General features: G+C 71.8%; 23 protein-coding genes. 3 read left to right on the top strand and 20 right to left on the bottom strand.

The window, feature by feature from the left end:
- Positions 1–5: 5 nt before the first annotated feature.
- The gene (locus ACQSSQ_RS08990) at positions 6–779 is read right to left on the bottom strand and encodes a prepilin peptidase (RefSeq protein ID WP_431326690.1); all 774 of its coding nucleotides are present in this window, start codon (positions 777–779) and stop codon (positions 6–8) included.
- A gap of 96 nt (positions 780–875) precedes the next feature.
- Between ACQSSQ_RS08990 and ACQSSQ_RS08985 the strand changes: the two genes are divergently transcribed.
- Positions 876–1,490 (top strand): nucleotidyltransferase family protein, encoded by a 615-nt coding sequence (locus ACQSSQ_RS08985; protein ID WP_431326689.1) that lies wholly within the window; start codon positions 876–878, stop codon positions 1,488–1,490.
- A gap of 89 nt (positions 1,491–1,579) precedes the next feature.
- A complete protein-coding gene (locus tag ACQSSQ_RS08980) occupies positions 1,580–2,962 on the top strand; it encodes a 13E12 repeat family protein (protein WP_431326688.1) in 1,383 nt (460 codons plus the stop codon).
- A 101-nt stretch (positions 2,963–3,063) separates the two neighbouring features.
- Here the strand turns inward: ACQSSQ_RS08980 and ACQSSQ_RS08975 are convergent, their stop codons facing one another.
- From ACQSSQ_RS08975 to ACQSSQ_RS08925, 11 genes are all read right to left on the bottom strand, one after another.
- The gene (locus ACQSSQ_RS08975) at positions 3,064–3,888 is read right to left on the bottom strand and encodes a shikimate dehydrogenase (RefSeq protein WP_431326687.1); all 825 of its coding nucleotides are present in this window, start codon (positions 3,886–3,888) and stop codon (positions 3,064–3,066) included.
- On the bottom strand, positions 3,888–5,024 hold the full coding sequence (mltG, locus tag ACQSSQ_RS08970; RefSeq protein WP_431326686.1) for an endolytic transglycosylase MltG: 1,137 nt from the start codon (positions 5,022–5,024) through the stop codon (positions 3,888–3,890). Before mltG ends, ACQSSQ_RS08975 begins: the two co-directional genes overlap by 1 nt.
- Positions 5,021–5,428: a Holliday junction resolvase RuvX gene (gene ruvX / locus ACQSSQ_RS08965; protein ID WP_431326793.1), complete on the bottom strand. Its 408-nt coding sequence runs from the start codon at positions 5,426–5,428 to the stop codon at positions 5,021–5,023. Before ruvX ends, mltG begins: the two co-directional genes overlap by 4 nt.
- A 52-nt stretch (positions 5,429–5,480) precedes the next feature.
- On the bottom strand, positions 5,481–8,147 hold the full coding sequence (alaS, locus tag ACQSSQ_RS08960; RefSeq protein WP_431326685.1) for an alanine--tRNA ligase: 2,667 nt from the start codon (positions 8,145–8,147) through the stop codon (positions 5,481–5,483).
- Positions 8,148–8,162: 15 nt separating this feature from the next.
- Positions 8,163–8,462, bottom strand: a complete 300-nt coding sequence (locus ACQSSQ_RS08955) for a DUF6167 family protein (RefSeq protein ID WP_431326684.1) — start codon at positions 8,460–8,462, stop codon at positions 8,163–8,165.
- Positions 8,459–9,172 (bottom strand): hypothetical protein, encoded by a 714-nt coding sequence (locus ACQSSQ_RS08950; RefSeq protein ID WP_431326683.1) that lies wholly within the window; start codon positions 9,170–9,172, stop codon positions 8,459–8,461. The genes ACQSSQ_RS08955 and ACQSSQ_RS08950 overlap by 4 nt, the downstream gene beginning before the upstream one ends.
- Positions 9,173–9,199: 27 nt before the next feature.
- Complete coding sequence (locus tag ACQSSQ_RS08945) at positions 9,200–10,594, bottom strand: replication-associated recombination protein A (RefSeq protein ID WP_431326682.1); 1,395 nt, start codon at positions 10,592–10,594, stop codon at positions 9,200–9,202.
- 21 nt (positions 10,595–10,615) lie between these two features.
- Positions 10,616–12,433, bottom strand: coding sequence for an ABC transporter substrate-binding protein (locus ACQSSQ_RS08940; RefSeq protein ID WP_431326681.1), 1,818 nt, complete (start codon positions 12,431–12,433; stop codon positions 10,616–10,618).
- A 99-nt stretch (positions 12,434–12,532) separates the two neighbouring features.
- Positions 12,533–14,299 (bottom strand): aspartate--tRNA ligase, encoded by a 1,767-nt coding sequence (gene aspS / locus ACQSSQ_RS08935; RefSeq protein ID WP_431326680.1) that lies wholly within the window; start codon positions 14,297–14,299, stop codon positions 12,533–12,535.
- Positions 14,296–15,651 carry a histidine--tRNA ligase gene (hisS, locus tag ACQSSQ_RS08930; protein ID WP_431326679.1) on the bottom strand — a complete coding sequence of 452 codons (1,356 nt, stop codon included), beginning with the start codon at positions 15,649–15,651 and terminating at the stop codon, positions 14,296–14,298. Before hisS ends, aspS begins: the two co-directional genes overlap by 4 nt.
- A 2-nt stretch (positions 15,652–15,653) precedes the next feature.
- Positions 15,654–16,376: an MBL fold metallo-hydrolase gene (locus ACQSSQ_RS08925; RefSeq protein WP_431326678.1), complete on the bottom strand. Its 723-nt coding sequence runs from the start codon at positions 16,374–16,376 to the stop codon at positions 15,654–15,656.
- Between the two features lie 155 nt (positions 16,377–16,531).
- Here ACQSSQ_RS08925 and ACQSSQ_RS08920 point away from each other — a divergent pair, with 155 nt between their 5' ends.
- Complete coding sequence (locus ACQSSQ_RS08920) at positions 16,532–17,776, top strand: DUF349 domain-containing protein (RefSeq protein ID WP_431326677.1); 1,245 nt, start codon at positions 16,532–16,534, stop codon at positions 17,774–17,776.
- Positions 17,777–17,830: 54 nt separating this feature from the next.
- Here ACQSSQ_RS08920 and ACQSSQ_RS08915 read toward each other — a convergent pair whose 3' ends face one another.
- The 8 genes from ACQSSQ_RS08915 to ACQSSQ_RS08880 form a co-directional block, all read right to left on the bottom strand.
- Positions 17,831–20,137 carry a RelA/SpoT family protein gene (locus ACQSSQ_RS08915; RefSeq protein ID WP_431326676.1) on the bottom strand — a complete coding sequence of 769 codons (2,307 nt, stop codon included), beginning with the start codon at positions 20,135–20,137 and terminating at the stop codon, positions 17,831–17,833.
- A gap of 222 nt (positions 20,138–20,359) precedes the next feature.
- Positions 20,360–20,899: an adenine phosphoribosyltransferase gene (locus ACQSSQ_RS08910; RefSeq protein ID WP_431326675.1), complete on the bottom strand. Its 540-nt coding sequence runs from the start codon at positions 20,897–20,899 to the stop codon at positions 20,360–20,362.
- Positions 20,899–21,225, bottom strand: coding sequence for a preprotein translocase subunit YajC (yajC, locus tag ACQSSQ_RS08905; protein ID WP_431326674.1), 327 nt, complete (start codon positions 21,223–21,225; stop codon positions 20,899–20,901). Before yajC ends, ACQSSQ_RS08910 begins: the two co-directional genes overlap by 1 nt.
- 63 nt (positions 21,226–21,288) lie before the next feature.
- The gene (ruvB, locus tag ACQSSQ_RS08900; RefSeq protein WP_431326673.1) at positions 21,289–22,389 is read right to left on the bottom strand and encodes a Holliday junction branch migration DNA helicase RuvB; all 1,101 of its coding nucleotides are present in this window, start codon (positions 22,387–22,389) and stop codon (positions 21,289–21,291) included.
- A complete protein-coding gene (ruvA, locus tag ACQSSQ_RS08895) occupies positions 22,386–23,018 on the bottom strand; it encodes a Holliday junction branch migration protein RuvA (RefSeq protein ID WP_431326672.1) in 633 nt (210 codons plus the stop codon). The genes ruvB and ruvA overlap by 4 nt, the downstream gene beginning before the upstream one ends.
- Entirely contained in the window at positions 23,015–23,686 is a 672-nt protein-coding gene (ruvC, locus tag ACQSSQ_RS08890; RefSeq protein WP_431326671.1) for a crossover junction endodeoxyribonuclease RuvC, read from the bottom strand. The genes ruvA and ruvC overlap by 4 nt, the downstream gene beginning before the upstream one ends.
- A gap of 137 nt (positions 23,687–23,823) precedes the next feature.
- A complete protein-coding gene (locus tag ACQSSQ_RS08885) occupies positions 23,824–23,997 on the bottom strand; it encodes a CsbD family protein (protein WP_431326670.1) in 174 nt (57 codons plus the stop codon).
- 78 nt (positions 23,998–24,075) lie between these two features.
- A complete protein-coding gene (locus tag ACQSSQ_RS08880) occupies positions 24,076–24,450 on the bottom strand; it encodes a hypothetical protein (RefSeq protein WP_431326669.1) in 375 nt (124 codons plus the stop codon).
- Between the last annotated feature and the right edge of the window lie 64 nt (positions 24,451–24,514).

Genomic DNA, 24,514 nt, shown 5'->3' with positions numbered 1-24,514 from the left:
GCGGATCAGCCCCACGGGCGCAGGAGGACACTCCCCCAGAGGGCGCCGGCCCAGGCGCCGAGCATCATGAACGGCCCGAACGGGAAGGCCTTGCGGTCGACCAGACCCAGCGCGGCCAGCGCCACTCCCCCGACCGCCCCCAGGACGAAGCCGGCGTATCCCCCGACGATCAGCTCCGCCCAGCCCAGCGTCGCGAGCGCGATCGCAAGGATGCCCGACAGGCGGACGTCGCCGTAGCCGATCCCGCGCGGCGACACGATCCAGAGCAGCGCGTAAGCCCCGGACAGGACCAGCCAGCCGACCCCCACCCGGAGGAGCACGTCGGTGTCGCGGCCGAGCAGCGCGGCGAGGAGTGCCAACGCGAGGACGACGGGGTACGCCGGGAGCACGAGCCGCTTCGGCAGCAGGCGCGTGTGCCAGTCGACGTAGGAGAGCGTGACCCCGAGGACCGTCACGGCCACCCACAGCGGGAGGGCGGGATCCAGACCGAGGCGCCCACCGACGGCACCCGCGAAGGCGGCGGAGGCCACGGCCAGCGCCGCGGGAAGGTGCGGTCGCGCGGCCAGCTCGGCGTACGGGACCTTCGCGGGGACGGGCGGCGCGACGGCGTCGGCATCAGGGACAGGGGAATCGTCCTCGCCGCGGGCGCGCTCCCCCGTGTCGTCCGGCGCGCGTCCCTCCTCAGGCTCCGGCAGGCGCGCGATCATGCGGGGCGCGAGCAGACCGCCGAGCGCCGCGACGACGGCGGCGAGGAGGGCGGCGACCAGGGGCTCGGACACGCAGGAACGATAGCCGGAGAGGGCGGTCGAGAGCGGCCGTCGTCCCCAACCTCCGCTGGAGCGAGGGTTGTCCCCAGGCACTGGGAGGATGCCGCCGTGACCCTGGACCCTCGCGCTCAGCTGCCTCTCGACGAGCAGGCCGCGGCACTTCGCGCTGCGCTCTCCGAGAACGCCACCCTCCTCGCCGTGCTCGAACGCGCGGCGTCGCTCGAGCTGTCGGGCCTGTATGTCACCGCGGGAGCCGTCTTCCAGACCGTGTGGAACGTCGTGTCGGGGCGACCGGCGGAGGCTGGGATCAAGGACTACGACGTCTTCTACCACGACGGGACCGACCTCTCGTGGGACGCCGAGGACGAGGTGATCCGTCGTGCCGGCGAGGTCTTCGGCGACCTCGGCGTCGCGGTGGAGGTGCGCAACGAGGCGCGCGTGCACCTCTGGTACGAGGCCCGGTTCGGCATCCCCTGCCCGCCGTTCCGTTCCTCCGAGGACGCGATCGACCACTTCGCCGCGACCACGTGCTGTGTCGGCGTGCGCGCGGAGCGGAGCGGTGCCTGGCGCGTCTACGCTCCGCACGGCCTCGGCGACGTCTTCGGGATGGTCGTGCGGCCGAACCCGCTGCTCGCCCCACGGGCGGTCTACGAGGCGAAGGCCGAACGCTGGTCGCGGGAGTGGCCCCGCCTGCGGGTGCTGCCCTGGCCAGAGCACGGGTGACTCGTCCACAGTCTCCCGTCGGACGAGGCTGCTGTGGACAGCAGCGCTAGGAAGCCACCATGTCTTCGCCGACCGCTAGAGTCGAACACATGTTCGACCACCTGACCGAGGGCGACCTCCCACCGATCGACCGCCTCACTGAGCGGCTGCTCGCGCGCGTCGGGGCGGCCCTCGATGCGGCGCGCGTGCGAGCGCGCGAGCACGACGCCGATGCCCTCGCGCTGGGTGCCGCGGAGATCGACCTCGTCACCGCGTGCGAGGTGGTCGTTCGCGTCGCGCAGAGCATCCAGATCGAGGCGATCCAGGCGCTGGACGTGCGCCGCCGGGAGGTGATGGGAGACCGGGTCCACGAGTCCGTGCTGACACGGTCCCTGTTCGCGGAGATCGCGCTGGCGCGGCAGGTGTCGACGCCGGCCGGCGAGACGAGCTACGGGCTCGCACGCGCCCTCGAGCACCACCCGCGCACGCACGACCTGCTGCGCTACGGAGCGATCTCGCAGGGCGTCGCGGCCGCGGTCTGCCGTGAGACGACCTATGCGTCCCCCGAGGACCGCCTGGCGATCGACGCCGAGCTGGCGCCCGCGCTCGCCGAGCTCTCACCACGGCGCGCAGCGAAGGAGGCCCGCCGGCTCGTCCTCGCCGCCGATCCGCACGCGGCGTACGAGCGTGTGGTCCGCGCCCGTGCGGAGCGCTCCGTGTCGCTGCGCCCGGAGCTGGACGCGATGGCGACCCTGACGGTGTACGCGCCTGCCGAGCAGCTCGTGAGCGCCTTCGAGCGCCTCGACCGCGAGGCGTCGGCGCGACGCTCGGACGGCGATCCGCGCACGATCCGGCAGATCGTCACCGACCTTGCGGTCGAGTCGTTGACCGGGCTGCGGGTGAGGGTGGACGGGACGGCTGACCTCGGCGTCGAGGTCGGCGTCGTGATGTCCCCGGAGACGCTGTTCAGCGCGCAGGGCTCTCCCGCGACCCTCGCCGACTACGGGCCGATCCCGGCCGAGCTCGCACGGCGGCTCGCGTCGTCCGAGCACGCATGGGTGCGGCGGTTCTTCACCTCACCCGACGGCCGGGAGCTGGTGGCGTCAGATCCGCGAGCACGTCGGTTCAGCGCCGCCGTCCGGCGACTGGTGAGCATGGTCGACGGGCAGTGCCGAAGACCGTGGTGCGACTGCCGCATCCGCGATGTCGACCATGCGCAGCCGTACGCGCGTGGCGGTCTGAGCGTGGCGGCCAACGCGCAGGGCGTGTGCCAGGCCGACAACCTCGCAAAGGAGGCGCCGGGGTGGCAGGTCGCCACGGTCGAAGGAGCAGCCGGCGCCCTCGCGAGCGAGGTTCACTGGCGCACACCGACGGGGCACCTCCACATCGCGCGGCTCGCCGGCGAGGACGGGGCGGCGGCGGGGAGCGTCGCCGAGGCGCCCAGCGCCGGATCGGTCATGGAGCACCGCTTCGCCGAGCTCCTGTGCGCGTGAGCGAATCCGCGATCGCACGCAGGAGCGAATCCGCGATCGCACGCAGGAGCGAATCCGCGATCGCACGCAGGAGTGGCTGAGCCGCGTCTCAGCGCCCCGCGTCAGTGCGACGCAAGGGCGCCGAGTGCGGCGTCGTGCAGCAGCGCCGGCGACACGTCCTGCCCGGTCATCAGCCGGACCTGCTCGACGGCCTGGTGGGTCAGGAGGTCGAGACCGGACACGACCGGCACCGCTGCGTCGTGCGCTGCCCGCGCAAGCGGCGTGGGCCAGGGTTCGTAGATCACGTCGAACACCGCGTCGCACCGCGTGACGAGCATCTGCGCGTACGGCGCGATCGCGTCGGCGGGCACGGTCGAGACCACGACCTGCGCCGACCGCGCGAGATCCGGCCCGATCCCGGTCACCTCGACCGCCATCGCGTCGGCGCCACCGGCCGCCGCGACGATCCGTTCCGCGAGCAGCGCACCACGGTCGAGCGAGCGGACCGCCAGCGTCACCCGGCGCAGCCCGAGACGACGCAACGACGCCACCATCGACTCGGCCGTGGCACCGGCGCCGATGACGACCGCGTCCTCCACCTCGACGACCCCGCGTTCACGGAGCGCGGCCACACCGCCCGGCACGTCGGTGTTGAACCCGTGCCGCCCCTCGACATCCACGATCACGGTGTTGACACCGCCGACCTCGCGCGCGGTCTCGGAGACGGTGTCGAGGTACGGGATGACGGCACGCTTCAGCGGCATCGTCAGGGACAGTCCCCGCCAGCTCTCGTCGAGCCCGGAGAGGAACGGTCCGATCCCGTCCTCGTCCACGTCGAACACGTCGTAGGTCCAGTCGACGAGGCCCAGCTCCGCGTACGCCGCCCGGTGCATCACCGGAGACAGCGAGTGCGCGATGGGGCTCCCCAGGACAGCGCAGCGCGGCATCAGCACTTCTCGGACGTCTCGCAGAACTCCCTGAGCTCTGCGACGTTGCCGTTGTGCTCGTCGAGCGTCGCCGCGAACTTCGTCTCGCCGGTGTCGAGGTCGACCGCCACGAAGTAGCGCCAGTCACCGTCGGCAGGGTTCAGTGCTGCCTCGAGCGCCGCCTCCCCGGGATTGCCGATCGGGCCTGGGGGCAGCCCCACGACCTTGTAGGTGTTGTACGGCGAGTCGGACTCACGGTCGAGCTCGTTGGTCCACACGGAGCCGTTCTTGCCGACGACGAAGTGGACGGTCGAGTCCATCTGCAGCGCCATGCCGTCGTCCAGGCGGTTGTAGATCACGCGGGCGACCTTGGGTGCGTCCTTCTCACGGCCAGACTCGGCCTCGACGATGCTCGCCACCGTCACGGCCTCGTGCGGGGTGATCCCGAGCGCCTTCGCACGCTCCTCGAGCCCGAGCTCGGAGTGGACCTGCTTCGCCTTCGTCACCATCTGCTGGAGCAGCGAGAGCGCGGTGTCGTCCGGCGCGACGGTGTACGTCGCGGGGAACAGGTAGCCCTCCGGGTTGCCCTCAGCCGCGTCCGGCAGGCCGAGCTCAGGGTTCTCCAGGGCGGCCTCGACGTCCTTCTTCGTGAACTCGGTCTTCTTGACGATCTGGTCCACGACCTGGTCGACCCGCGCGCCCTCCGGGACCGAGATCGACGCGTCGACCCTGCTCTCGGGGTTGATCAGCGCCGACACCGCGTCCCGAGCCGGCATCTCCTTCTGGAGCTGGTAGAAGCCGGGCTGAACCTGGTTCATCTCCGGCGCTCCGGACGCAGCGTCGAGGAACGCGTCGACGCTCGCGACGACGCCCTGCGACTTCAGCTCGCGCCCGATCGCCGCGACCGTGTCGCCCTGGCTGACCTCGACCACGACGCTCCCCGTGCCGGGGCCCGGGTAGTCCTCAGGCCCTCCGAAGAAGTCGCCCGCGGCGCCGACGAGCTTCGACACGCCGAGGTAGCCGGCGACGCAGACAGCCGCGACGATCAGCAGGATCAGGAAGCACCCTGGTCCGCGTCGCTTCTTCTTCTCCCGCCGAGCCGCACGGTGACCGGCGGGACGGCGCTCACGTTCAGGCATCAGTCCGAGGTCGCTCACCGGCCCACCTCGACCAGCTGGCCGGGCACGCTGCCGCTCGTCCGCTCGATGTCGAGAGCGGACTGGAGGATCACGACCGCCGCGGCCTGGTCCACGACGGAGCGCTGCTGCTTCGCCTTCCGGCCGGCCTGGCGCAGGCTGTGCTGTGCGGTCACGGTCGACATCCTCTCGTCCACGAGCCTGACGGGGGTCGGAGCGGACGCCACCGCCAGCTCCTCGGCGTATGCACGCACCTTGCGCGCCGCCGGCCCCATGTCCCCCGAGAGCGACCGTGGCAAGCCAACCACAATTTCGATGGCTTGACGATCATTCGCGATCGTCAGGATGTCGCGGATGGAGTCCGGGCCCGCAGCGACGGTCTCGACCGGGGTCGCGAGGATCCCGGACGGATCGCAGGTGCTCACCCCGATCCGTACGTCGCCGACGTCGACGCCGATGCGGGTCCCGTGACGCACGTCAGACCGCGTCCTGGATGGCACGGCGGACTGCGTCGAGCGCCGCCGGAGCCGCGCTCACGTCGTTGCCACCGCCCTGGGCCACGTCGGCCTTGCCGCCCCCGCGACCGCCGAGCGCGTCCATCGCCGGCTTGATGAGGTCGCCCGCGGCGAGACCCGCCGCACGCCCGGCGTCGTTGACGGCGACGACGCACGCTGCCTTGCCGTCGGCGGTCCCGATCATCGCGACCACCGACGGGCGCGCAGCGTCGAGCCGTCCGCGCACGTCGAGCGCGAGAGTCCGGACGTCCTTCGCGGCGAGGCCGTCGGCGACGTGGCCGACGTACGCCACCCCGTCGACGTCCGCGGCACCGGCCGCGAGGTCGGAGACGGACGAGAGCAGCTGCGCCGAGCGGAGCTTCTCGACCTCCTTCTCGACCGCGCGGAGGCGCCCGACCAGGTCGGCAACTCGGCCGGGGACGTCGGCGTGCTGGACCTTGAGGAGGTCGCCGAGCTGTGCGACCAGGTCGCGCTCGCGCGCCAGGTACGAGAAGCCCTCGAGACCGACGACGGCCTCCACGCGGCGGTTGCCCGCACCGACCGACGAGTCGGACGTCAGCACGACCGTCCCGATCTGCGACGAGCGCGCGACGTGGGTGCCACCGCACAGCTCGCGCGACCAGGGACCGCCGATCTCGATCACCCGGACGTCCTCGCCGTACGTCTCTCCGAAGAGGGCGAGCGCGCCGATCTCCTTGGCACGCGCCAGCGACATCACCGAGGCGCTGACGGGAAGGTCCTCGCGCAGCGCGACGTTGGCCGCCTGCTCGACGTCGCGGAGCTGCTCCGGCGACAGCGGGCTGTTCCAGCCGAAGTCGAGGCGGAGGTAGCCGGGACGGTTGTACGAGCCGCTCTGCAGCGCCGTCGGGCCGAGCACCTCGCGCAGCGCCGCGTGCACGACGTGGGTGCCGGAGTGCGCCTGGCACGCACCGACGCGCCACTGCGGATCGACGTCGGCCTGCAGCGCCGTACCCTCGGTCAGCTCGCCCTCGAGGACGCGGACCTGGTGCACGACGAGGCCGCGCACCGGGCGCTGGACGTCCAGGACCTCCGCGCGGCCGCCGTCCCACACGAGGACACCGGCGTCCGCGTTCTGGCCGCCGGACTCGGCGTAGAACGGGGTGCGGTCGAGGACGACCTCCGCGACCTGCGACTCCCCCACCGCCGGGGTGCGCCCCGCCTCCTGGATCAGCGAGCGGACCGACGACTCGGTGCTCAGCGTCTCGTAGGCGAGCCACTCGGTCGGTCCGTACGTGTCCAGCGCGTCGCGGTAGATCGTCGTGTCGGCGTGGCGGCCCTTCTTGGACTTCGCGTCCGCCTTCGCCCGCGCCCGCTGCTCGGACATCAGCGCGCGGAAGCCCGCCTCGTCGACGGCCAGGCCCTGCTCCGCGGCCATCTCGAGCGTGAGGTCGATCGGGAACCCGTACGTGTCGTGCAGCTGGAACGCCTTGTCGCCCGTCAGCGTCGTGGCGCCCTCCTGCTTGGCGCTGTCCGCGGCGAGGTCGAAGATCTGCGTCCCCTTCGCCAGCGTCTGGCGGAACGTCTCCTCCTCCGCGTACGCGACCTGCGAGATGCGCGCGAAGTCCGAGGCGATCTCCGGGTACGACCGGGACATCTCGTCGCGGCTCACCGGGAGCAGCTCGGGCAGCGCCGGGTCGTCGTAGCCGAGCAGCCGCATCGACCGGACCGCGCGGCGCAGCAGGCGGCGCAGCACGTAGCCGCGCCCCTCGTTGCCCGGCGTGACGCCGTCGCCGATGAGCATGAGGCCGCTGCGGACGTGGTCGGCGATCACGCGGAAGCGCACGTCGTCCGCGACGTCGGCGCCGTACCGACGGCCCGACAGCGCCGAGGCGCGCTCGATCACCGGGAAGACCTGGTCGATCTCGTACATGTTCTGCTTGCCCTGCAGCAGGTACGCGACGCGCTCGAGGCCCATGCCGGTGTCGATGTTCTTGTTCGGCAGCGGGCCGACGACGTCGAAGTCGGCCTTGCTGCGGACCTGGCTCAGCTCCTCCTGCATGAACACGAGGTTCCAGATCTCGAGGAAGCGGTCCTCGTCGACCACCGGGCCGCCGTCAGGGCCGTACTCGGGCCCGCGGTCGATGTAGATCTCCGAGCACGGGCCGCCGGGACCCGGGACGCCCATGTGCCAGTAGTTGTCCTCCAGCCCGCGGTCCTGGATGCGCTCGTCAGGCAGTCCCGCGATCTGCTTCCAGGCGTTGCGTGCCTCGGCGTCGGTCGGCAGCACCGTGACCCAGACCTTGTCGGGGTCGAAGCCGAGGCCGCCGTCGTCGACGGAGCCCGTCACGAGCTTCCAGGCCAGCTCGATGGCGCCTTCCTTGAAGTAGTCGCCGAACGAGAAGTTGCCGTTCATCTGGAAGAACGTGCCGTGGCGGGTGGTCTTGCCGACCTCCTCGATGTCCTGCGTGCGGACGCACTTCTGGACGCTGGTGGCCCGCTTGTACGCCGGGGTCTCCTGGCCGAGGAAGTACGGCTTGAACTGGACCATGCCGGCGTTGACGAACAGCAGGTTGGGATCGTCGAGGATCAGCGATGCCGACGGCACCACCGTGTGCCCGTTCTTCTCGAAGTGATCGAGGAACCGGCGGCGGATCTCGGCTGTGTCCATGGAGGGTTGCTGTCCTTACTCGTCGTACGGGGAGAGCGGGAGGGGGGTGTGCGGCAGCGGGGGCCGGGCGGCGTCGAGGCTAGCTCGCCGCGGCTCCGGCAGGGCGGGCAGCCCCAGCTGGGCGGCGATCTCGGTCTCGCGCTCGGCCATGCCGGTGCGGACCTCGTCGGCGAACGCCCGGGCGCCGAGCTGCCAGGCGGCGACCTGGTCGGCGAGCCCCGTCGGGGTGAACCGGTACGCGAGGCGGCGGGCCTTGAAGGTCCCGTACACGCCGGCGGTGGTGCCCGCGACGAACCACAGCACGCGGCCCTTCATCGTGCGTCCTCCTGCGTAGGTGTCGTGGTCCCGCCACCGATCCACGACGTCGCTGCGTCGTGGGAGACCGGGGCCGAACGAGCGGCCGTCCGCGCCGCGCGCCGCCGGATCTTGCGCCGGCGGCGGAACTCGCGACGGACGATCCCTCGGATCCGGTCCCGGCTCTCGGGCCGCAGCGCGTACATCAGTCCGTGGCTCAGCACGGCGCCGCGGACCAGCGGACGTCCCATGGTAGCCGCCACCACCTGCTCCTCCGAAGGAAGCACGATGACGGTCCCCTCCTGCGTCACGACCGCCCGCCCGCTCGGGAGCACCTGCCGGGTCCGCCCGTCGGCGTGCTCGAGCGGGGTCGGGGCGTAGACGACCTCAGCCTCCGCGAGGGTCGAGGAGCCCCCACCACCGCTGGTCGAGGAGCCCCCACCACCGTTGGTCGAGTAGCCCGAGCCGCCCCCACCACTGCTGGTCGAGTAGCCCGAGCCGCCCCCACCACCGCTGGTCGAGTAGCCCGAGCCGCCCCCACCACCGTTGGTCGAGTAGTCCGAGCCGCTGGGCGAGGGCGTATCGAGACCCCCCTCACCACCGAGACCGGCGGCCAGGCGCCTGACCTCGGCCCGCAGCCGCACGAGCGCACGCACGGCCAGCAGCGCGGCGACCAGCGCGACGAGCGCGACGCCGCACGCGAGAACGGTTATCCACGTCTCGTTCGGCATGAGGCGACCCTACCGAGGGACGGCAGGTCAGTCACCGGAGCGTGCGGCGGGATCGCGCAGGATCTCGCGCAGTCGCGCGACCCGCTCGGCGTACGCCGCCTCCTGTCCGCGGCCGCTCGGCCGGTAGTAGTCCTGCCCGTCGATCTCGTCCGGGGCGTACTGCTGGGCCGACACACCCCGCGGGTCGTCGTGGGCGTACTTGTAGTCGTGGCCGTGCCCCAGCTTCTTGGCCCCGGCGTAGTGGGCGTCGCGGAGCGCGGGGGGTACGGCACCCGCCTTGCCGGCGCGTACGTCGGCGCTGGCGGCCGCGATCGCCTTGTAGGCCGCGTTCGACTTCGGGGCGAGCGCGAGGGTGATCACGACCTGCGACAACGTCAACGCCGCCTCAGGGAACCCGATCATCTGGACCGCCTGCGCCCCCGCGACAGCGGTCTGGAGCGCGGTCGGGTCCGCGAGTCCGATGTCCTCGCTCGCCAGGATCATCAGGCGCCGTGCGATGAACCGGGGATCCTCGCCCGCCTCCACCATCCGCGCCAGGTAGTGCAGCGACGCGTCGACGTCGGACCCCCGGATCGACTTGATGAGGGCGCTGGTCACGTCGTAGTGCTGGTCACCCTGCCGGTCGTAGCGCACAGCCGCGCGGTCGACCGCGCTCGCGGCGTCCTCCACCGTGATGCGGTCGCGCTCCTGGGCCTGCGCGGCACCGGCGGCCGCCTCGAGATAGGTGAGCGCCCGCCGCGCGTCGCCTCCGGCGAGCCGGACGATGTGGTCGCGGGCCTCGTCCTCGAGCACCACGCCGTCACCCAGCCCGCGCTCGTCGTGGACGGCCCGCTCGACGAGCGTCGCGACGTCGCCGTCGGTGAGCGGCTCGAGGGTCAGCAGCAGCGACCGCGAGAGCAGCGGCGAGATCACCGAGAAGTGCGGGTTCTCCGTCGTCGCGGCGATGAGCGACACCCAGCGGTTCTCGACGCCGGGCAGCAGGGCGTCCTGCTGGGCCTTGGAGAAGCGGTGGACCTCGTCGACGAACAGGACCGTCTCCCGGCCACCCTGCGCGAGCTGGCGGCGCGCGGCGCCGAGGGTCTCACGGACCTCCTTGACGCCGGCCGACACCGCGGACACCTCGACGAAACGCCGGTTGGTCTGCTGGCTCACCAGCGACGCCAGCGTCGTCTTGCCCGTACCGGGCGGGCCCCAGAGGATCAGCGACATCGACTGGTCGCCGTGGATCATGCGCCGCAGCGGCGAGCCCGGGCCGAGGAGCGACTCCTGCCCGACCAGCTCGTCGAGCGTGCGCGGACGCATCCGGACCGCGAGCGGTGCGGCGCGGTGCTGGGCGTCGCTCAGGCTGCCGCCGCCCGACGGCGCAGGGGCGACCTCGGGGACGTCGAACAGGCCGTCGGGGTAAGGGCCGTCGGTCTCCACCGGACCAGCCTACGCGGCGCCTCAGGTGCCTTGGTCGACGTACATGTCGGCGAAGATCGGCATGCCCAGCATCTCGTTGACGGCCATGCCGCCGACCCGGCTTCCGTGCGCCAGCACCACTCCCCCGTGGCCGAGCACCACCGCCGGGTAGTAGCGCTTGCCGATCCGCTCGTCGAGCGCTCCCCATGCCTTGGCGGCAGGGCCTCCGGTCAGCGTGTCGAGGATCCGGTCGATCTCGCGCTGCACCCGGGGCTCGTCGAGCATCGACGGGTTGGGGCGGGCCGGGTCGTCGACCGAGTCGGCCGCCCACTGCGCCGGGAACCAGGACGACCCGGTCGGCCAGTCCGAGCACCAGCCGGAGTCGACCACGTCGTGCGGGCCGTCCGGGTCGAACTGCATGGCGCGGATCTGCTTCGCCGTGGTCGCGATCGGCTGCGGCTCGAAGCCCGCGCTGCGCAGACCGGTCACCACCGCGTCCTTGACCGCGACCTTCTCGGGCACGTCGCTCGCGTAGTACCAGCGGATCGGGAATCCGGTCGCCCCCGCCTCCTTCAGGAGCCGGCGCGCCATCGCGGCGTCCGTGCGTCGACCCCCGTTGCCCAGCGGGTCGTACGTGCGCCGGCCGGTGGTCCCCGGGGGCAGGATCGTCGTCCCGGGCACGCGGGTGGTGCCGATGATCTCGCGTCCGGCCTTCCACGCCGCCTCGTACGGATAGGCCCACCCGAGCGCACGGCGGACCCGCACGTCGGAGATCTTGCGGGTGTCGAGATACCACAGGTACGTGCAGGGCGTCGCCGCCATCGTCATCCGCGACGTGGCATCCTGCGCCATCTCGTCCACCGTGTCAGGGCCGAGCGAGTCGTACGACAAGGCGTACTTCGCGTCGCCCGCGTCGTCGAGCAGCAGGCCGTCGATGCGGTCGGGGTCCTGACCCCACAGGAACGTCCAGCCGTCGGCGTACTGGTGGCGTCCCGGGTCGGTCGCCGGGTCCCAGCGGGTGTTGCGCGCGAGCACGAGCGTGGTGCCGTCGCGGAACGACTCGACCTGGTAGGGGCCGGTCGCCACAGGACGGTTGCCGTACGCCGTCGGGTCGGCGTCGGCGGCCCGCGGAACAGGCGCGAACTGCGGGAACGAGGCCAGGTAGGGCATGTCGGCGAACGGACGCCGCAGCCGGAAGATGATGGTCTGCCCCCGCACCTCGATGCCGCGGAAGTCGTCGCCGGCGTACCAGCCGGGCTGGTGTCCCGGACGCGACCGCAGCGCGGCCGTGGACGCGTACGGGCCTTGGTAGAGGTCGCCGTCGAGGAAGAACGTGCGCAGGTACGCGGGGGCGCCCGGGAGCACGTCCGAGGCGAACGCCCGCTTGATGCCGTACGCGACGTCCTCCGCGGTCACCGGTGTGCCGTCCTCGAACCGGACGCCCGAGCGGATCGTGAACGTCCAGCGCGTGCCGTCGTCGTTCGGGACCCCCAGGTCGGTCGCCAGGTCCGGAACCAGCTCCATGCCGCCCGTGACGGGATCACGACGGAACTGCGTCAGCGAGCGGGTGACGAGCCCGGACAGGATGCCGCGCGTGTCGACGAACGACGACCGGGCCGGGTCCAGGGAGTTGGGCACGGTCGAGCTCAGGACCGTGAGCAGCCCGCCGCGTGTCGCGCCCGGGACCTCGGGCGCGGGCGCCTGGGCGTCCGGGTCCTTCAGGCTCCCGGCACGTCCGGCCGCGGTGTGGTCGGGGGTGGTGCTGCTCGCCGGGTCGTCCGGGCCGCCAGGCGAGGTGCAGGCAGCGAGCACCACACCTGCGCAGACGAGGGCGAGCACGCGCCCGAGCCGGCGTCCCACCCGTCCCCTCCGTCCTTGCCCTGCGTCAGGGCATGCTCACAGGAGCGTAGGCGAGGCCACCGACAGCGCGCGACCACGCCGCGGTAACGATCCGGCCTGCTACGCCTCGGTGCCCGGCGGGGGCGCGTCGATGCCCGCCTCCTTTCGCTGCGCGGCCGTGATCGGCGTCGGTGCACCGGTCAGCGGGTCTGCGCCGGAGGCGGTCTTCGGGAAGGCGATCACGTCGCGGATCGACTCCGCACCCGTCAGCAGCGCCACGACGCGGTCGATGCCGAGCGCGATGCCGCCGTGCGGCGGCGGGCCGTACTGGAACGCCTCGAGCAGCCAGCCGAACTGGACCTTCGCCTGCTCCTCGGTCAGCCCCAGCACCTCGAAGACGCGCTCCTGCACGTCCGAGCGGTGGATACGGATCGAGCCGCCGCCCAGCTCGTTGCCGTTCAGCGTGATGTCGTACGCCTGGCTGAGCGCGGAGTCCGGATCGGTGTCGAAGGTGTCGACGAACGCCGGCGCGGGAGCGGTGAACGGGTGGTGGATCGACGTCCAGGCGTCGTGTCCCTCCTCACCGACGTACTCGAACATCGGGGCGTCGTTGACCCAGAGGAACTCCCACCGGTCGTGGTCGATCAGCCCGCAGCGCTCGCCGATCTCCACGCGCACGGCGGCCAGCAGCGCCTTGGCGTCGTTGTACTGGTCGGCCGCGAAGAAGATGCAGTCGCCCGGCTTGGCACCGGCGTGCGCGACCAGGCCCTCGCGCTCGGACTCCGACAGGTTCTTGGCGACAGGGCCGCCGAGCGTGCCGTCCTCCTGCACCAGCACGTACGCGAGACCCTTGGCGCCGCGCGCCTTCGCGAACTCCTGCCAGGCGTCGAGCGTGCGACGGGGCTGGTCGGCGCCACCGGGCATCACGACCGCGCCGACGTGCCACTGACGTCCCTTGGGTGCGAACACCCGGAACGGCGTGTCCTTGAAGTAGTCGGTGAAGTCCACCAGCTCGCAGCCGAACCGCATGTCCGGACGGTCGATGCCGAAGCGCTCCACCGCCTCGCGGAACGACATCCGCGGGATCGGGAGCGCGACCTCGTATCCGAGGACCTCCCGCCAGATGCGGACGAGGATCTTCTCGGTGAGCGCGTAGACGTCCTCCTCCTCGAGGAAGCTCATCTCGATGTCGAGCTGGGTGAACTCCGGCTGCCGGTCGGCGCGGCTGTCCTCGTCGCGGAAGCAGCGTGCGATCTGGTAGTAGCGCTCCATGCCGGCCACCATCAGCAGCTGCTTGAACAGCTGCGGCGACTGCGGCAGCGCGTACCAGGTGCCGGGACGCGTCCGCGCCGGGACGAGGAAGTCGCGGGCACCCTCCGGCGTCGACGCCGTGAGGTTCGGGGTCTCGAACTCCATGAAGCCGTTCTCGGCCATCACCTCGCGGATGATCCGCGTGACGGCGGCCCGCGTACGCAGGTTCTTGGCCATCTCGGCACGCCGCAGGTCGAGGTACCGGTACTTCAGGCGCACCTCCTCGCTGACCGAGCTCGTGTGGAACTCCTCGACCGGGAACGGCAACGGGGCCGACTCGCTCAGGATCTCCACGGTGTCGGCGATGACCTCGATCTCACCCGTCGGGAGGTTCGGGTTCTCGTTGCCCTCCGGACGGCGCTCGACGGTGCCGACGACCTTGAGGCAGAACTCGCTGCGCAGCGGGCGCGCGACCTCCTCCTCGCGGATCACGACCTGGGCCACGCCCGACCCGTCACGCAGGTCGATGAAGGCCACACCCCCATGGTCGCGACGCCGGGCCACCCAGCCGGCCAGCGTGACGGTGCTGCCGGCATCGGCGGCGCGCAGGCTTCCTGCCTCGTGGGTGCGGATCACGGTGTTGCTCCTCGGGTGTCGGTGGGGGTGAGCATGGTGGGACGGAGGTCGGACTCCGGTGGGGTCCAGGCGTCGGGGTCGGCGTCGACCTGGTCTCCGCTGCGGATGTCCTTCACCTGGTCGGTGCCGTCCTCTGTCGCGGGGAACCAGACGTACGGGATGCCGCGCCGCTCCGCGTACCGGATCTGCTTGCCGAACTTCTGCGGCGCGGCGGCGACCTCGGTGGGGATGCCCCTGGCGCGCAGGCGCTGCGCGACCGCGTTGCTCGCCGGGCGCGACTCCTCGTCGACCAGCGCCACGAGGACCGCCGACGGGACGGCGCGCGAGCTCGTCAGGTGGCCGCGCGAGATCAGGGGCACGAGCAGGCGCGTGACGCCGAGCGAGATGCCGACGCCCGGGTAGACGTTGCGGCCGTCGTCGGCGAGCTTCTCGTAGCGGCCGCCGGAGCAGATCGAGCCGAGGCTCTCGAAGCCCTCGAGCTCGGTCTCGAAGACCGTGCCGGTGTAGTAGTCGAGGCCGCGTGCGATGCGCAGGTCGGCGGTCACCGTCACGCCGTCGAGGTCCACGGCCGCGAGCGCGTCGACGAGCTGGGCCAGCTCGTCCAGGCCCTCGTCGAGCAGCGGGTCGCTGACGCCCAGGGCGCGGACCTGGTCGACGAACGACGCGTCAGGAGTACGGATGGCGGCGAGCGCCAGGCACTGGCCGGCCTGGGCCTCGTCGAGGTCCTCCTTGGCGAGAAGCTCGCGGATGCCGTCCTCGGGCAGCTTGTCGATCTTGTCCATCACCCGCATGACGGCGGCAGGGTCGGCGGCACCGATGCCGCGGTAGAAGCCCTCGAGCAGCTTGCGGTTGTTGACCTGGATCCGCAGCGGCGGCACCGGCAGTCCGGACAGCGCCTCGGCCATCACGGTCGCGATCTCGACGTCGAAGTGGAAGGGCAGCTCGTCCTTCGCGACCACGTCGATGTCGGCCTGGGTGAACTCGCGGAAGCGGCCCTCCTGCGGGCGCTCGCCCCGCCACACCTTCTGGATCTGGTAGCGGCGGAACGGGAACTCGAGCTTGCCGGCGTGCTCGAGGACGTACCGCGCGAACGGGACCGTCAGGTCGAAGTGCAGGCCGACGCCGGCGTCGCCCTCTCCCTCGGCGGCCTGCAGGCGCCGGAGGACGTAGACCTCCTTGTCGATCTCGCCCTTGCGCAGCAGCTGGTCCATCGGCTCCACGGCGCGGGTCTCGACGGAGGCGAAACCGTGCAGCTCGAACGTACGACGGAGGTGGTCGAGGACGTGCTGCTCGGCGAAGCGGTCGGCGGGCAGCAACTCGGGGAACCCCGAGAGGGGCGTGGGACGTGCCATCGTCAGACGTCCCCTCCCCCGGACGGAGCCGAGGAGCCGACGTACTGCTGGACGAACGGGTTGGTCGCGCGCTCGCGTCCGACGGAGCTCTGGCCGCCGTGACCCGGGAGCACCGCGACGTCGTCGGGCAGCTCCATGAACCGGCGCAGGCTCGCCGCCATCTGCTCCATGTCGCCACCGACGAGGTCGGTGCGCCCGATGGAGCCGGCGAACAGGAAGTCACCGGTGAAGGCCACCTGCGAGACGGGCTCGTCGCCGGTGTGGTCGACGCGGTAGACCACGGTGCCCGGGGTGTGGCCGGGCACGTGGTCGACGGTGAAGCGCAGGCCGGCGACCTCGATCACGGCACCGTCGGTCGCGTCGCGCACGTCGGCGGGCTCACGGAACTCCGGCGCGTCGTCCAGACCGAACTGCGTCCGCAGCATCGCGGCGGACTCGCCGGAGATCGCTGCCATCGGGTCGGCGAGGAGGTGCCGGTCGGCAGGGTGGACGTACACGGGGACGTCGTACTCCGCGGCGACGTCGGCGGCCTGCCACATGTGGTCGAAGTGCCCGTGGGTCACGAAGACCGCGACGGGCGTCAGGTTCTGCTCGGTCACGATCGTGCGGATGCCGGTCAGGGAGTCCATCCCCGGGTCGACGATCACGCACTCCGCACCGGGTCCGCGACCCACGAAGTAGCAGTTTGCCGCCAGCGGGCCGGCGGGAAAAGCGGCGATCAGCACACGGAACAGCGTACGCGAGCGCCTTCGACGGCGGCGACTCGCTTCGGGGCCGCGCCGGGCGCCGGACGCGGCACGGACTCCCAACCGTCGGACGTGAGCGCCAACAGGCCTTCCTCCTTCTAGACTGTGCGCGACACAAGCGACAAGGTGGAGACGTGAGCGAGAATCTCTCTAACCCTGCTGAGGCATGGGGACGCATCGACGACCAGGGCACCGTGTACGTCCGCACCCGCGACGGCGAGCGCGTGGTGGGCCAGTGGCCCGACGGCGACCCCGCGGAGGCGATGGCGCTCTTCTCGCGCCGGTACGAGGGTCTCGCCGTCGAGGTCGAGCTGCTGGAGAAGCGGATCGCGTCCGACAGCCTGTCGCCCGAGGACGCCAAGCGCGCCGTCGACCAGGTCCGCGAGGCGGTCGACAACGCCGCCGCCGTCGGCGACCTCGACTCGCTGAAGGACCGCCTCGACGCCCTCGGTCCGCGCATCGAGTCCCAGCGCGAGCGCCGCAAGGCGGCACGCGCGGAGCGGGCCGCCGAGGCGCAGGTGCAGAAGGAGGAGATCGCCCGCACCGCCGAGGAGATCGCCGCCGGCGAGGACTGGCGACGCGGCGCCGACCGACTGCGCGACATGCTCGAGCAGTGGAAGTCGCTCCCCCGCCTGGACAAGAGCATCGACGACGAGCTCTGGCACCGGTTCTCCACCGCGCGGACGGCGTACACGCGGCGACGCAAGGCCCACTTCGCGGAGCAGAACGAGCGTCGCGGCCAGGCGCAGCAGATCAAGGAGCGCCTCGTCGTCGAGGCGGAGGCGCTCGCCGACTCCACCGACTGGGGTCCGACTGCGGGCAAGTTCCGCGACCTCATGGCGCAGTGGAAGGCGGCCGGCCCCGCCCCGCGCGGCATCGACGACCGGCTCTGGAAGCGGTTCCGCGGCGCTCAGGACACGTTCTTCGGAGCGCGCGACGAGGCCAACGCGCGTCTCGACGAGGAGTACGCCGCCAACGCGGAGGTCAAGCTCCAGATCCTGACCGAGGCCGAGGCGCTCGTCCCGGTCGACGACCTCGACGCGGCCCGGGCGGCGTGGCGTGACATCGCCGACCGCTGGGAGGCGGCAGGCAAGGTCCCGCGCGGCCAGATCAAGGAGCTCGAGGGTCGCCTGCGCGCCGTCGAGAAGGCGATCGCCGCGGCGGCCGACGACGAGTGGCGCCGTACCAACCCGGAGACGCGCGCCCGTGTCGACGACACCGTGAGCAAGCTCGAGAAGTCGGTGGCCGACATCGAGGCGCAGCTCGAGGCCGCGAAGTCGTCCGGCAACGACCGCAAGGTGCGCGAGCTGCAGGAGTCGCTCGAGGCGCGGCAGGCGTGGCTCGACCAGGCCCGGAAGTCCGCCGAAGACCTCACCTGACCCCACGGGTCACTCCCTGGCGTCACCGGGTCACTCTCTGGTGACCCGGCGGGGCTACTGGTTGACGCGGTAGACGTCGAACACGCCCTCGACCGTGCGAACGGCCTTGAGCACGTGACCGAGGTGCGCGGGGTCGCCCATCTCGAAGGTGAACGTCGACTTCGCCACGCGGTCGCGTCCGGTCGACAGCGTCGCCGACAGGATGTTGACGTGCTGGTCGGACAGCACCCGCGTCAGGTCCGAGAGCAGCCTCGCCCGGTCGAGCGCCTCGACCTGGATCGCGACCAGGAACATGCTCGACGCGCTCGGTGCCCACTCGACGTCGACCAGGCGCTCCTGCTCCTTGAGCAGGCTCTCGGCGTTGGTGCACGAGCGCCGGTGGACCGAGACCCCCTGGGTCCGGGTCACGAAACCGATGATCTCGTCGCCCGGCACCGGGGTGCAGCAGCGCGCGAGCTTGATCGCGAACGACCCGTCCATGCCCTTGACGAGCACCCCCGGGTCGCCCCGGCGTACCCTGCGGCGCCGCGTCGACTCGTCCGGGACGAGCACCGCCTCGGCGAGGTCCTCGCTCGCACCCTCCTCACCGCCGAGCAGCGCGAGGACGCGCTCGACGACGTTCTGGGCACCGACGCGGCCCTCCCCCAGCGCCGCGTAGAGCGACGTCACATCTGCAAGGTGGAGGTCCTTGGCGACGGTGGCGAGCGTGTCGTGCTTGAGGAGACGCTGCAGCGGCAGGCCCTCCTTGCGCATCTGCCGCGTGAGGGCGTCCTTGCCCTGCTCGACCGCCTCGTCGCGCCGCTCCTTGGTGAACCACTGCTTGATCTTGTTGCGTGCGCGGGGGCTCTTGACGAAGTCGAGCCAGTCGCGGCTCGGCCCCGCCCCGGGCGCCTTGGACGTGAAGATCTCGACGACGTCGCCGTTCTCGAGCTTGGACTCCAGCGACACCAGCCGGCCGTTGACCCGGGCCCCGATCGTGGTGTGCCCGACCTCGGTGTGGACCGAGTAGGCGAAGTCGATCGGCGTCGACCCGGCGGGCAGGCCGATCACGTCGCCGCGCGGCGTGTAGACGTAGACCTGGTCGGACAGGTCGAACCGGAGGCTCTCGAGGAAGTCCTGCGACTCCTCGTTCTCCTGCTGCCACTCCAGCAGCTGACGCAGCCAGGCGAGGTCGTCGGTGCCGCCGGACTTGCCGGAACCACCGGGGGCGCCCTTGACGCCGTCCTCCTTGTACTTCCAGTGGGCGGCGACGCCGTACTCGGCGCGTCGGTGCATCTGCTTGGTGCGGATCTGCAGCTCGACCGCCTTGCCCTGCGGACCGATGACCGTCGTGTGGAGCGACTGGTACATGTTGAACTTCGGCATCGCGATGTAGTCCTTGAACCGGCCGGGCACAGGGTTCCAGCGGGCGTGGACCACACCGAGGACCGCGTAGCACTCCGACAACGACTCGACGAGCACGCGGATGCCCACCAGGTCGTAGATGTCGGCGAAGTCGCGACCGCGGACGATCATCTTCTGGTAGATCGAGTAGTAGTGCTTCGGCCGACCGGTCACGGTCGCCTTGATCTTGGCGCTCTTGAGGTCGTCGTTGACCTGGCTGATCACGGTCGACATGAAGTCCTCGCGCGACGGGGCGCGGTCGGCGACCAGCCGCACGATCTCGTCGTACACCTTCGGGTGGAGCGTCGCGAACGACAGGTCCTCGAGCTCCCACTTGATGGTGTTCATGCCGAGACGGTGCGCGAGCGGCGCGTAGATCTCGATCGTCTCGCGGGCCTTGCGCTCCTGCTTGTCCTGGCGCAGGTAGCGCAGGGTGCGCATGTTGTGGAGACGGTCGGCGAGCTTGATGATGAGCACCCGGATGTCGCGGCTCATCGCGACGATCATCTTGCGGATCGTCTCGGCCTCGGCGTTCTCGCCGTAGCGGACCTTGTCGAGCTTGGTCACGCCGTCGACGAGCCGCGCGACCTCCTCGCCGAAGTCCTTGGTCAGCTGGTCGAGGGTGTAGGGCGTGTCCTCGACGGTGTCGTGGAGCAGGGCAGCCACGATCGTCGGCGACGTCATGCCGAGCTCGGCCAGGATCGTCGAGACCGCGAGCGGGTGCGTGATGTAGGGGTCGCCGCTCTTGCGCTTCTGGCCGCGGTGCATCTTGGCCGCGATCCGGTAGGCGCGGACGATGGCGGCGGTGTCGGCCTTGGGGTGGTTGGTGCGGACGATGCGCAGCAGCGGGTCGAGGACGACCGGGTTGTCCGAGGACGACCGTCCTCCGCCGAGCCTGGCCAGGCGGGAGCGCACCCGCGCGGGAGTCGGGACGGACTCCTTGCGGGCCTCAGACTCGGTACGAGCGCGATCTGCCACGTGCACCTCCCCCTTCATCGTAGGCCGCCATCCTAGGGGGCGAAGACCAGGGCCGTGGGGCTTCGGGGCGCGATCTGGGGATCAGCCGAAGAGGACCCCGACAGCGGTGGCCGCGCCGGCCAGGACGAGCGCGATCACGACGACGACGGCGACCAGCTTGGTGCTCTCAGGACTCACGCGACGCATCGTACCGGGCGGCTCCCCCGGCGCTCGAGCGCGGCGTCAGTACGTCCGGAGCGCGCCGAAGCGCTCCGGGTCGAGCCGTGCCCGACCGCCCAGCGCGCCGATCTCGAGGACGACGACGTTGGCCGCCGCCTTGGCACCGGCCTGCGTGATCAGCGCGTCGACCGCGGCCATGGTGCCGCCGGTCGCGAGCACGTCGTCGACGACGAGGACCCGGTCGCCGGGCGCGATGGCGTCGGTGTGGATCTCGACGGTGGCCGAGCCGTACTCGAGCTCGTAGTCGACCGCGTACGTCGCCGAGGGCAGCTTGCCCGCCTTGCGCGCGGGGACGAAGCCGGCGTCGAGGGCGACGGCGACCGGGGTGCCGAAGATGAAGCCGCGCGCCTCGATCCCGACGACCTTGTCGATGTCGGTCCCGGCGAGCTCACGGCCCAGCGAGGCCAGGGCGTCGACCGTGGTCCGCAGGCCCTCGGGATCGGCCAGGAGGGGCGTCACGTCACGGAACGTGACGCCCGCGTCCGGCCAGTCGGGGATGTCCCGGACCAGCGTGTCGAGCACCTGCTCGAGGCCGAGAGGCATCAGGCCTTGCCGTCCTCGTCCTCGGCCGGGCGCTGCTCCACGACGTCGGGGGTGGTGGTGTCGGCCGCGCCGTCGAGGATCTTCGCGACCACGTTGCGGTGCACCTCGATGTCGACGCCCGGGGCGATCTCGAGCGTCATCGTCTCGTCGCCCAGCGCCTTCACGGTGCCGAAGACGCCGCTGGTGATCATCACGCGCGAGCCGACCGTCACCTTCTGCTGCATGTCGACGAACTCGCGGCGACGCTTGCCCTGCGGTCGGATGATGAAGAGGTAGAAGATGGCGACGAGCAGGATGATCGGCAGCAGGGCTGCGATGTCGTTCACGGGTGGCTCCAGGCAGTAGGTGTCGGGGGCTTCGTGGTGCGAGGAGAGTCTAGCGGGCGCCCGTCAGTCCAGGGGCAGCGTGGGATCGCCGGCCGTCGGCGCCGGCGGCGTCAGCCCGAGGTGCGTCCACGCCGCTGCGGTCGCGACGCGGCCCCGGGGCGTCCGCGCCAGGAACCCCTGGCGTACGAGGAACGGCTCGGCGACCTCCTCGACCGTCTCCCGCTCCTCGCCCACCGCGACGGCGAGCGTCGACACGCCCACCGGCCCCCCGCTGAAGCTGCGGCAGAGCGCGTCGAGGACGGCGCGGTCGAGCCGGTCGAGCCCGATGCGGTCGACCTCGTACAGGTCGAGCGCCCGGTGCGCGATGTCGAGGTCCACGACTCCGCTCCCCCGCACCTCGGCGTAGTCGCGGACGCGCCGCAGCAGGCGGTTGGCGATGCGCGGCGTGCCCCGCGATCGCGAGGCGATCTCCAGGCCGCCCTTGGGCGTGGTCTGGACGCCGAGCAGCGCAGCCGACCGGTCCACGATCCGGTGGAGCTCCCCTGGCTCGTAGTACTCCAGCTGGGCGGTGAAGCCGAACCGGTCGCGCAGCGGACCCGGCAGCAGGCCGGCACGCGTGGTCGCGCCGACGAGCGTGAACTGCGGGATCTGCAGCGGGATGGCCGTCGCGCCCGGCCCCTTGCCGATCACGACGTCGACCCGGAAGTCCTCCATCGCCATGTAGAGGAGCTCCTCGGCCGGCCGCGACATCCGGTGGATCTCGTCGACGAAGAGCACGTCGCCCTCGTTGATGCCGGACAGGATCGCCGCGAGGTCGCCGGCGTGCTGGATGGCGGGCCCGCTGGTCAGGCGCAGCGACGTGCCGAGCTCGGCGGCGATGATCATCGCGAGGGTCGTCTTGCCGAGCCCGGGCGGCCCGGAGAGGAGGACGTGGTCGGGGGTACGACCGCGGGCGCGCGCCGCCGTCAGCATCAGGGCGAGCTGCTCGCGCACGCGTTCCTGACCGATGAGCTCGTCCAGCGAGCGCGGCCGCAGCGCCGCCTCGTACGCCTGCTCGTCGGTGATCGGGTCGGGCCCGACCAGTCGCGACTCGAGCTCGGCGCGCTCGGCCGCCTCGAGCCGGCTGGTGTCCTGGTCCTCCATCCCGCGGCTCCCCTCGCTCATGCCTTCGAGAGCGTACGCAGGGCCGCGCGCAGCAGCTCGGACACGTCGACGGAGCCCCTGCCCTCAGCCTGCTCGGCGGCGATCGGGACCACGGCGACGACGGCCGACTCCGCCTCACGGGCGCTCCACCCGAGACCGACGAGCGCGCCGTGCACCTGGGGACGCCAGTCGGCGTCGGCGGGCGCGGCGGCAGCCGGGGCAGCCTCCGGGGCGCGGGAGGTGAGCGCGGCCGCGCCGAGCCGGTCCTTGAGCTCGAGCACGATCCGCTGCGCCCCCTTGCGGCCGATCCCGGGCACCTTCGTCAGCGCGACGAGGTTCTCGTCGGCGACGGCCCGGCGCAGCCCCTCGGGACCGAGGACGGCGATAATCGCCTGGGCGACCTTCGGCCCCACGCCGCTCGCGGTCTGCGCGAGCTCGAAGGTGTCGCGCTCGTCCTCGTCGGCGAAGCCGTAGAGGGTCATCGAGTCCTCGCGGACGACCAGGCTCGTCGCCACCTGTGCCTGCTCGCCGTGACGGAGGTCGGCCAGGGTGCCGGGCGTGCACTGCACGAGCATCCCCACCCCGCCGACGTCGAGGACGGCGGAGTCCAGGGCGGTGGAGGCGACGGTGCCGCGGACGAAGGCAATCATCGTGCCTTCCTTTCAGGGGATGGGGTGTCGGGAGATCGGCGTGCAGAGGACGTCCGGCCGGGGAGCCCAGGCTGGACCCGCGGGGCTCCCGGGATGCGGGAACGGATCGGCTCGGCGGCCGTACGGAGCGTGGCCGACGGTCGGCGGGCAGCGGCGAGGGCGTCGTCGAGCCGACTCACCGACGTCCCGCGCCAGACGTGGCAGATGGCGAGCGCGAGCGCGTCGGCGGCGTCCGCCGGTCGCGGGGCCTTCTCGAGACCGAGGATGCGGGTCACCATCGCCGTGACCTGCGCCTTGTCGGCGCGGCCGTTGCCGGTGACGGCAGCCTTGACCTCGCTCGGAGTGTGGAGGACGACCGGCAGCCCGTGCCGGGCGGCGACGACCATCGCGACGCCGCTGGCCTGCGCCGTGCCCATCACGGTGGAGACGTTGTTCTGGCTGAAGACGCGCTCGACCGCGACCACGTCCGGCCGGTGGGTCGCGATCGCCTCCGTCAGCGCCTGCTCGATCGCGAGGAGCCGGTGCGCGACGTCGTCGCCTGCAGGCGTCCGGATCACGTCGACGGCGACCGCGCGGAGCGTACGACCGACGCGGCCGTCGACGACCCCGACACCGCACCGGGTCAGGCCGGGGTCGACCCCGAGGACGCGGGTGGTGCCGGTGCTCATGCCACCTCGTCCGTGGCCGCCAGCGAACACATGTTCGACACCCTAGCCGCGCGGCGACCGATCGACGGGACGACGCGCCGGGGACGAGAAGACCCCTCCGCGGGGGCGGCGCGGAGGGGTCTCTCGTCGGGGGTGGACTACTTCTTGAAGGCGTCCTTGACGTTCTCGCCGGCCTGCTTGAGGTCGGACTTGCTCTGGTCGGCCTTGCCCTCGGCCTCCTGGGACTCGTCGCCCCGCGCCTTGCCGGCGGCCTCCTTGGCCTTGCCCTTGAGGTCCTCGCCCGTGTTCTTGAGCTTGTCGTCCAGACCCATCGCAGTCATCTCCTCGAGATCGGTGGAACTTCGCGACAGGCCTGTACCCAGCTGGTCGCCGGTCTAACCGACGAAGTCTCAGGGAGTGCCGCCACCGAGCGGGGCGCCCCCGGCGCCCTGGCCGGGTGCTCCCCAGCCACCGGTCGTGCCAGGACCTGGCTCCGGCTGGTACGGCCTGTGGTCGCGGCCCTGCTCGTCGGAGAACGCCGCGGCACGGATCGCCGCGGCGAGCGCCTCGATCCGCTCCGCCACCGCCTCGCGGCCGTGCGGGGCGGGCTCTGCGTGGATGACCGTGCTGTCGCGCCAGACGACGATCGGTCGTCGACCGAGATCGCCGGTCGGGCTCGGAGTCGTGCCGGCGAGCTCGGGCGCCCACGGGGCGGAGTCGGAGTGGGTCCGCCGCCACGGACGTGCGACCCTCCAGCGGCTGCCACCGGGCGTGACGAGGTCCATACCGCATCCTGGCAGGACCCGGGGTCACACCGGAAGGGGCGACCGCTGCCGGATCAGAAGGCCG

The sequence above is a fragment of the Mumia spirodelae genome, from assembly GCF_050632745.1.
Classification (GTDB): Bacteria; Actinomycetota; Actinomycetes; order Propionibacteriales; family Nocardioidaceae; genus Mumia.
This window is presented reverse-complemented; position numbering and strand designations above follow the sequence as displayed.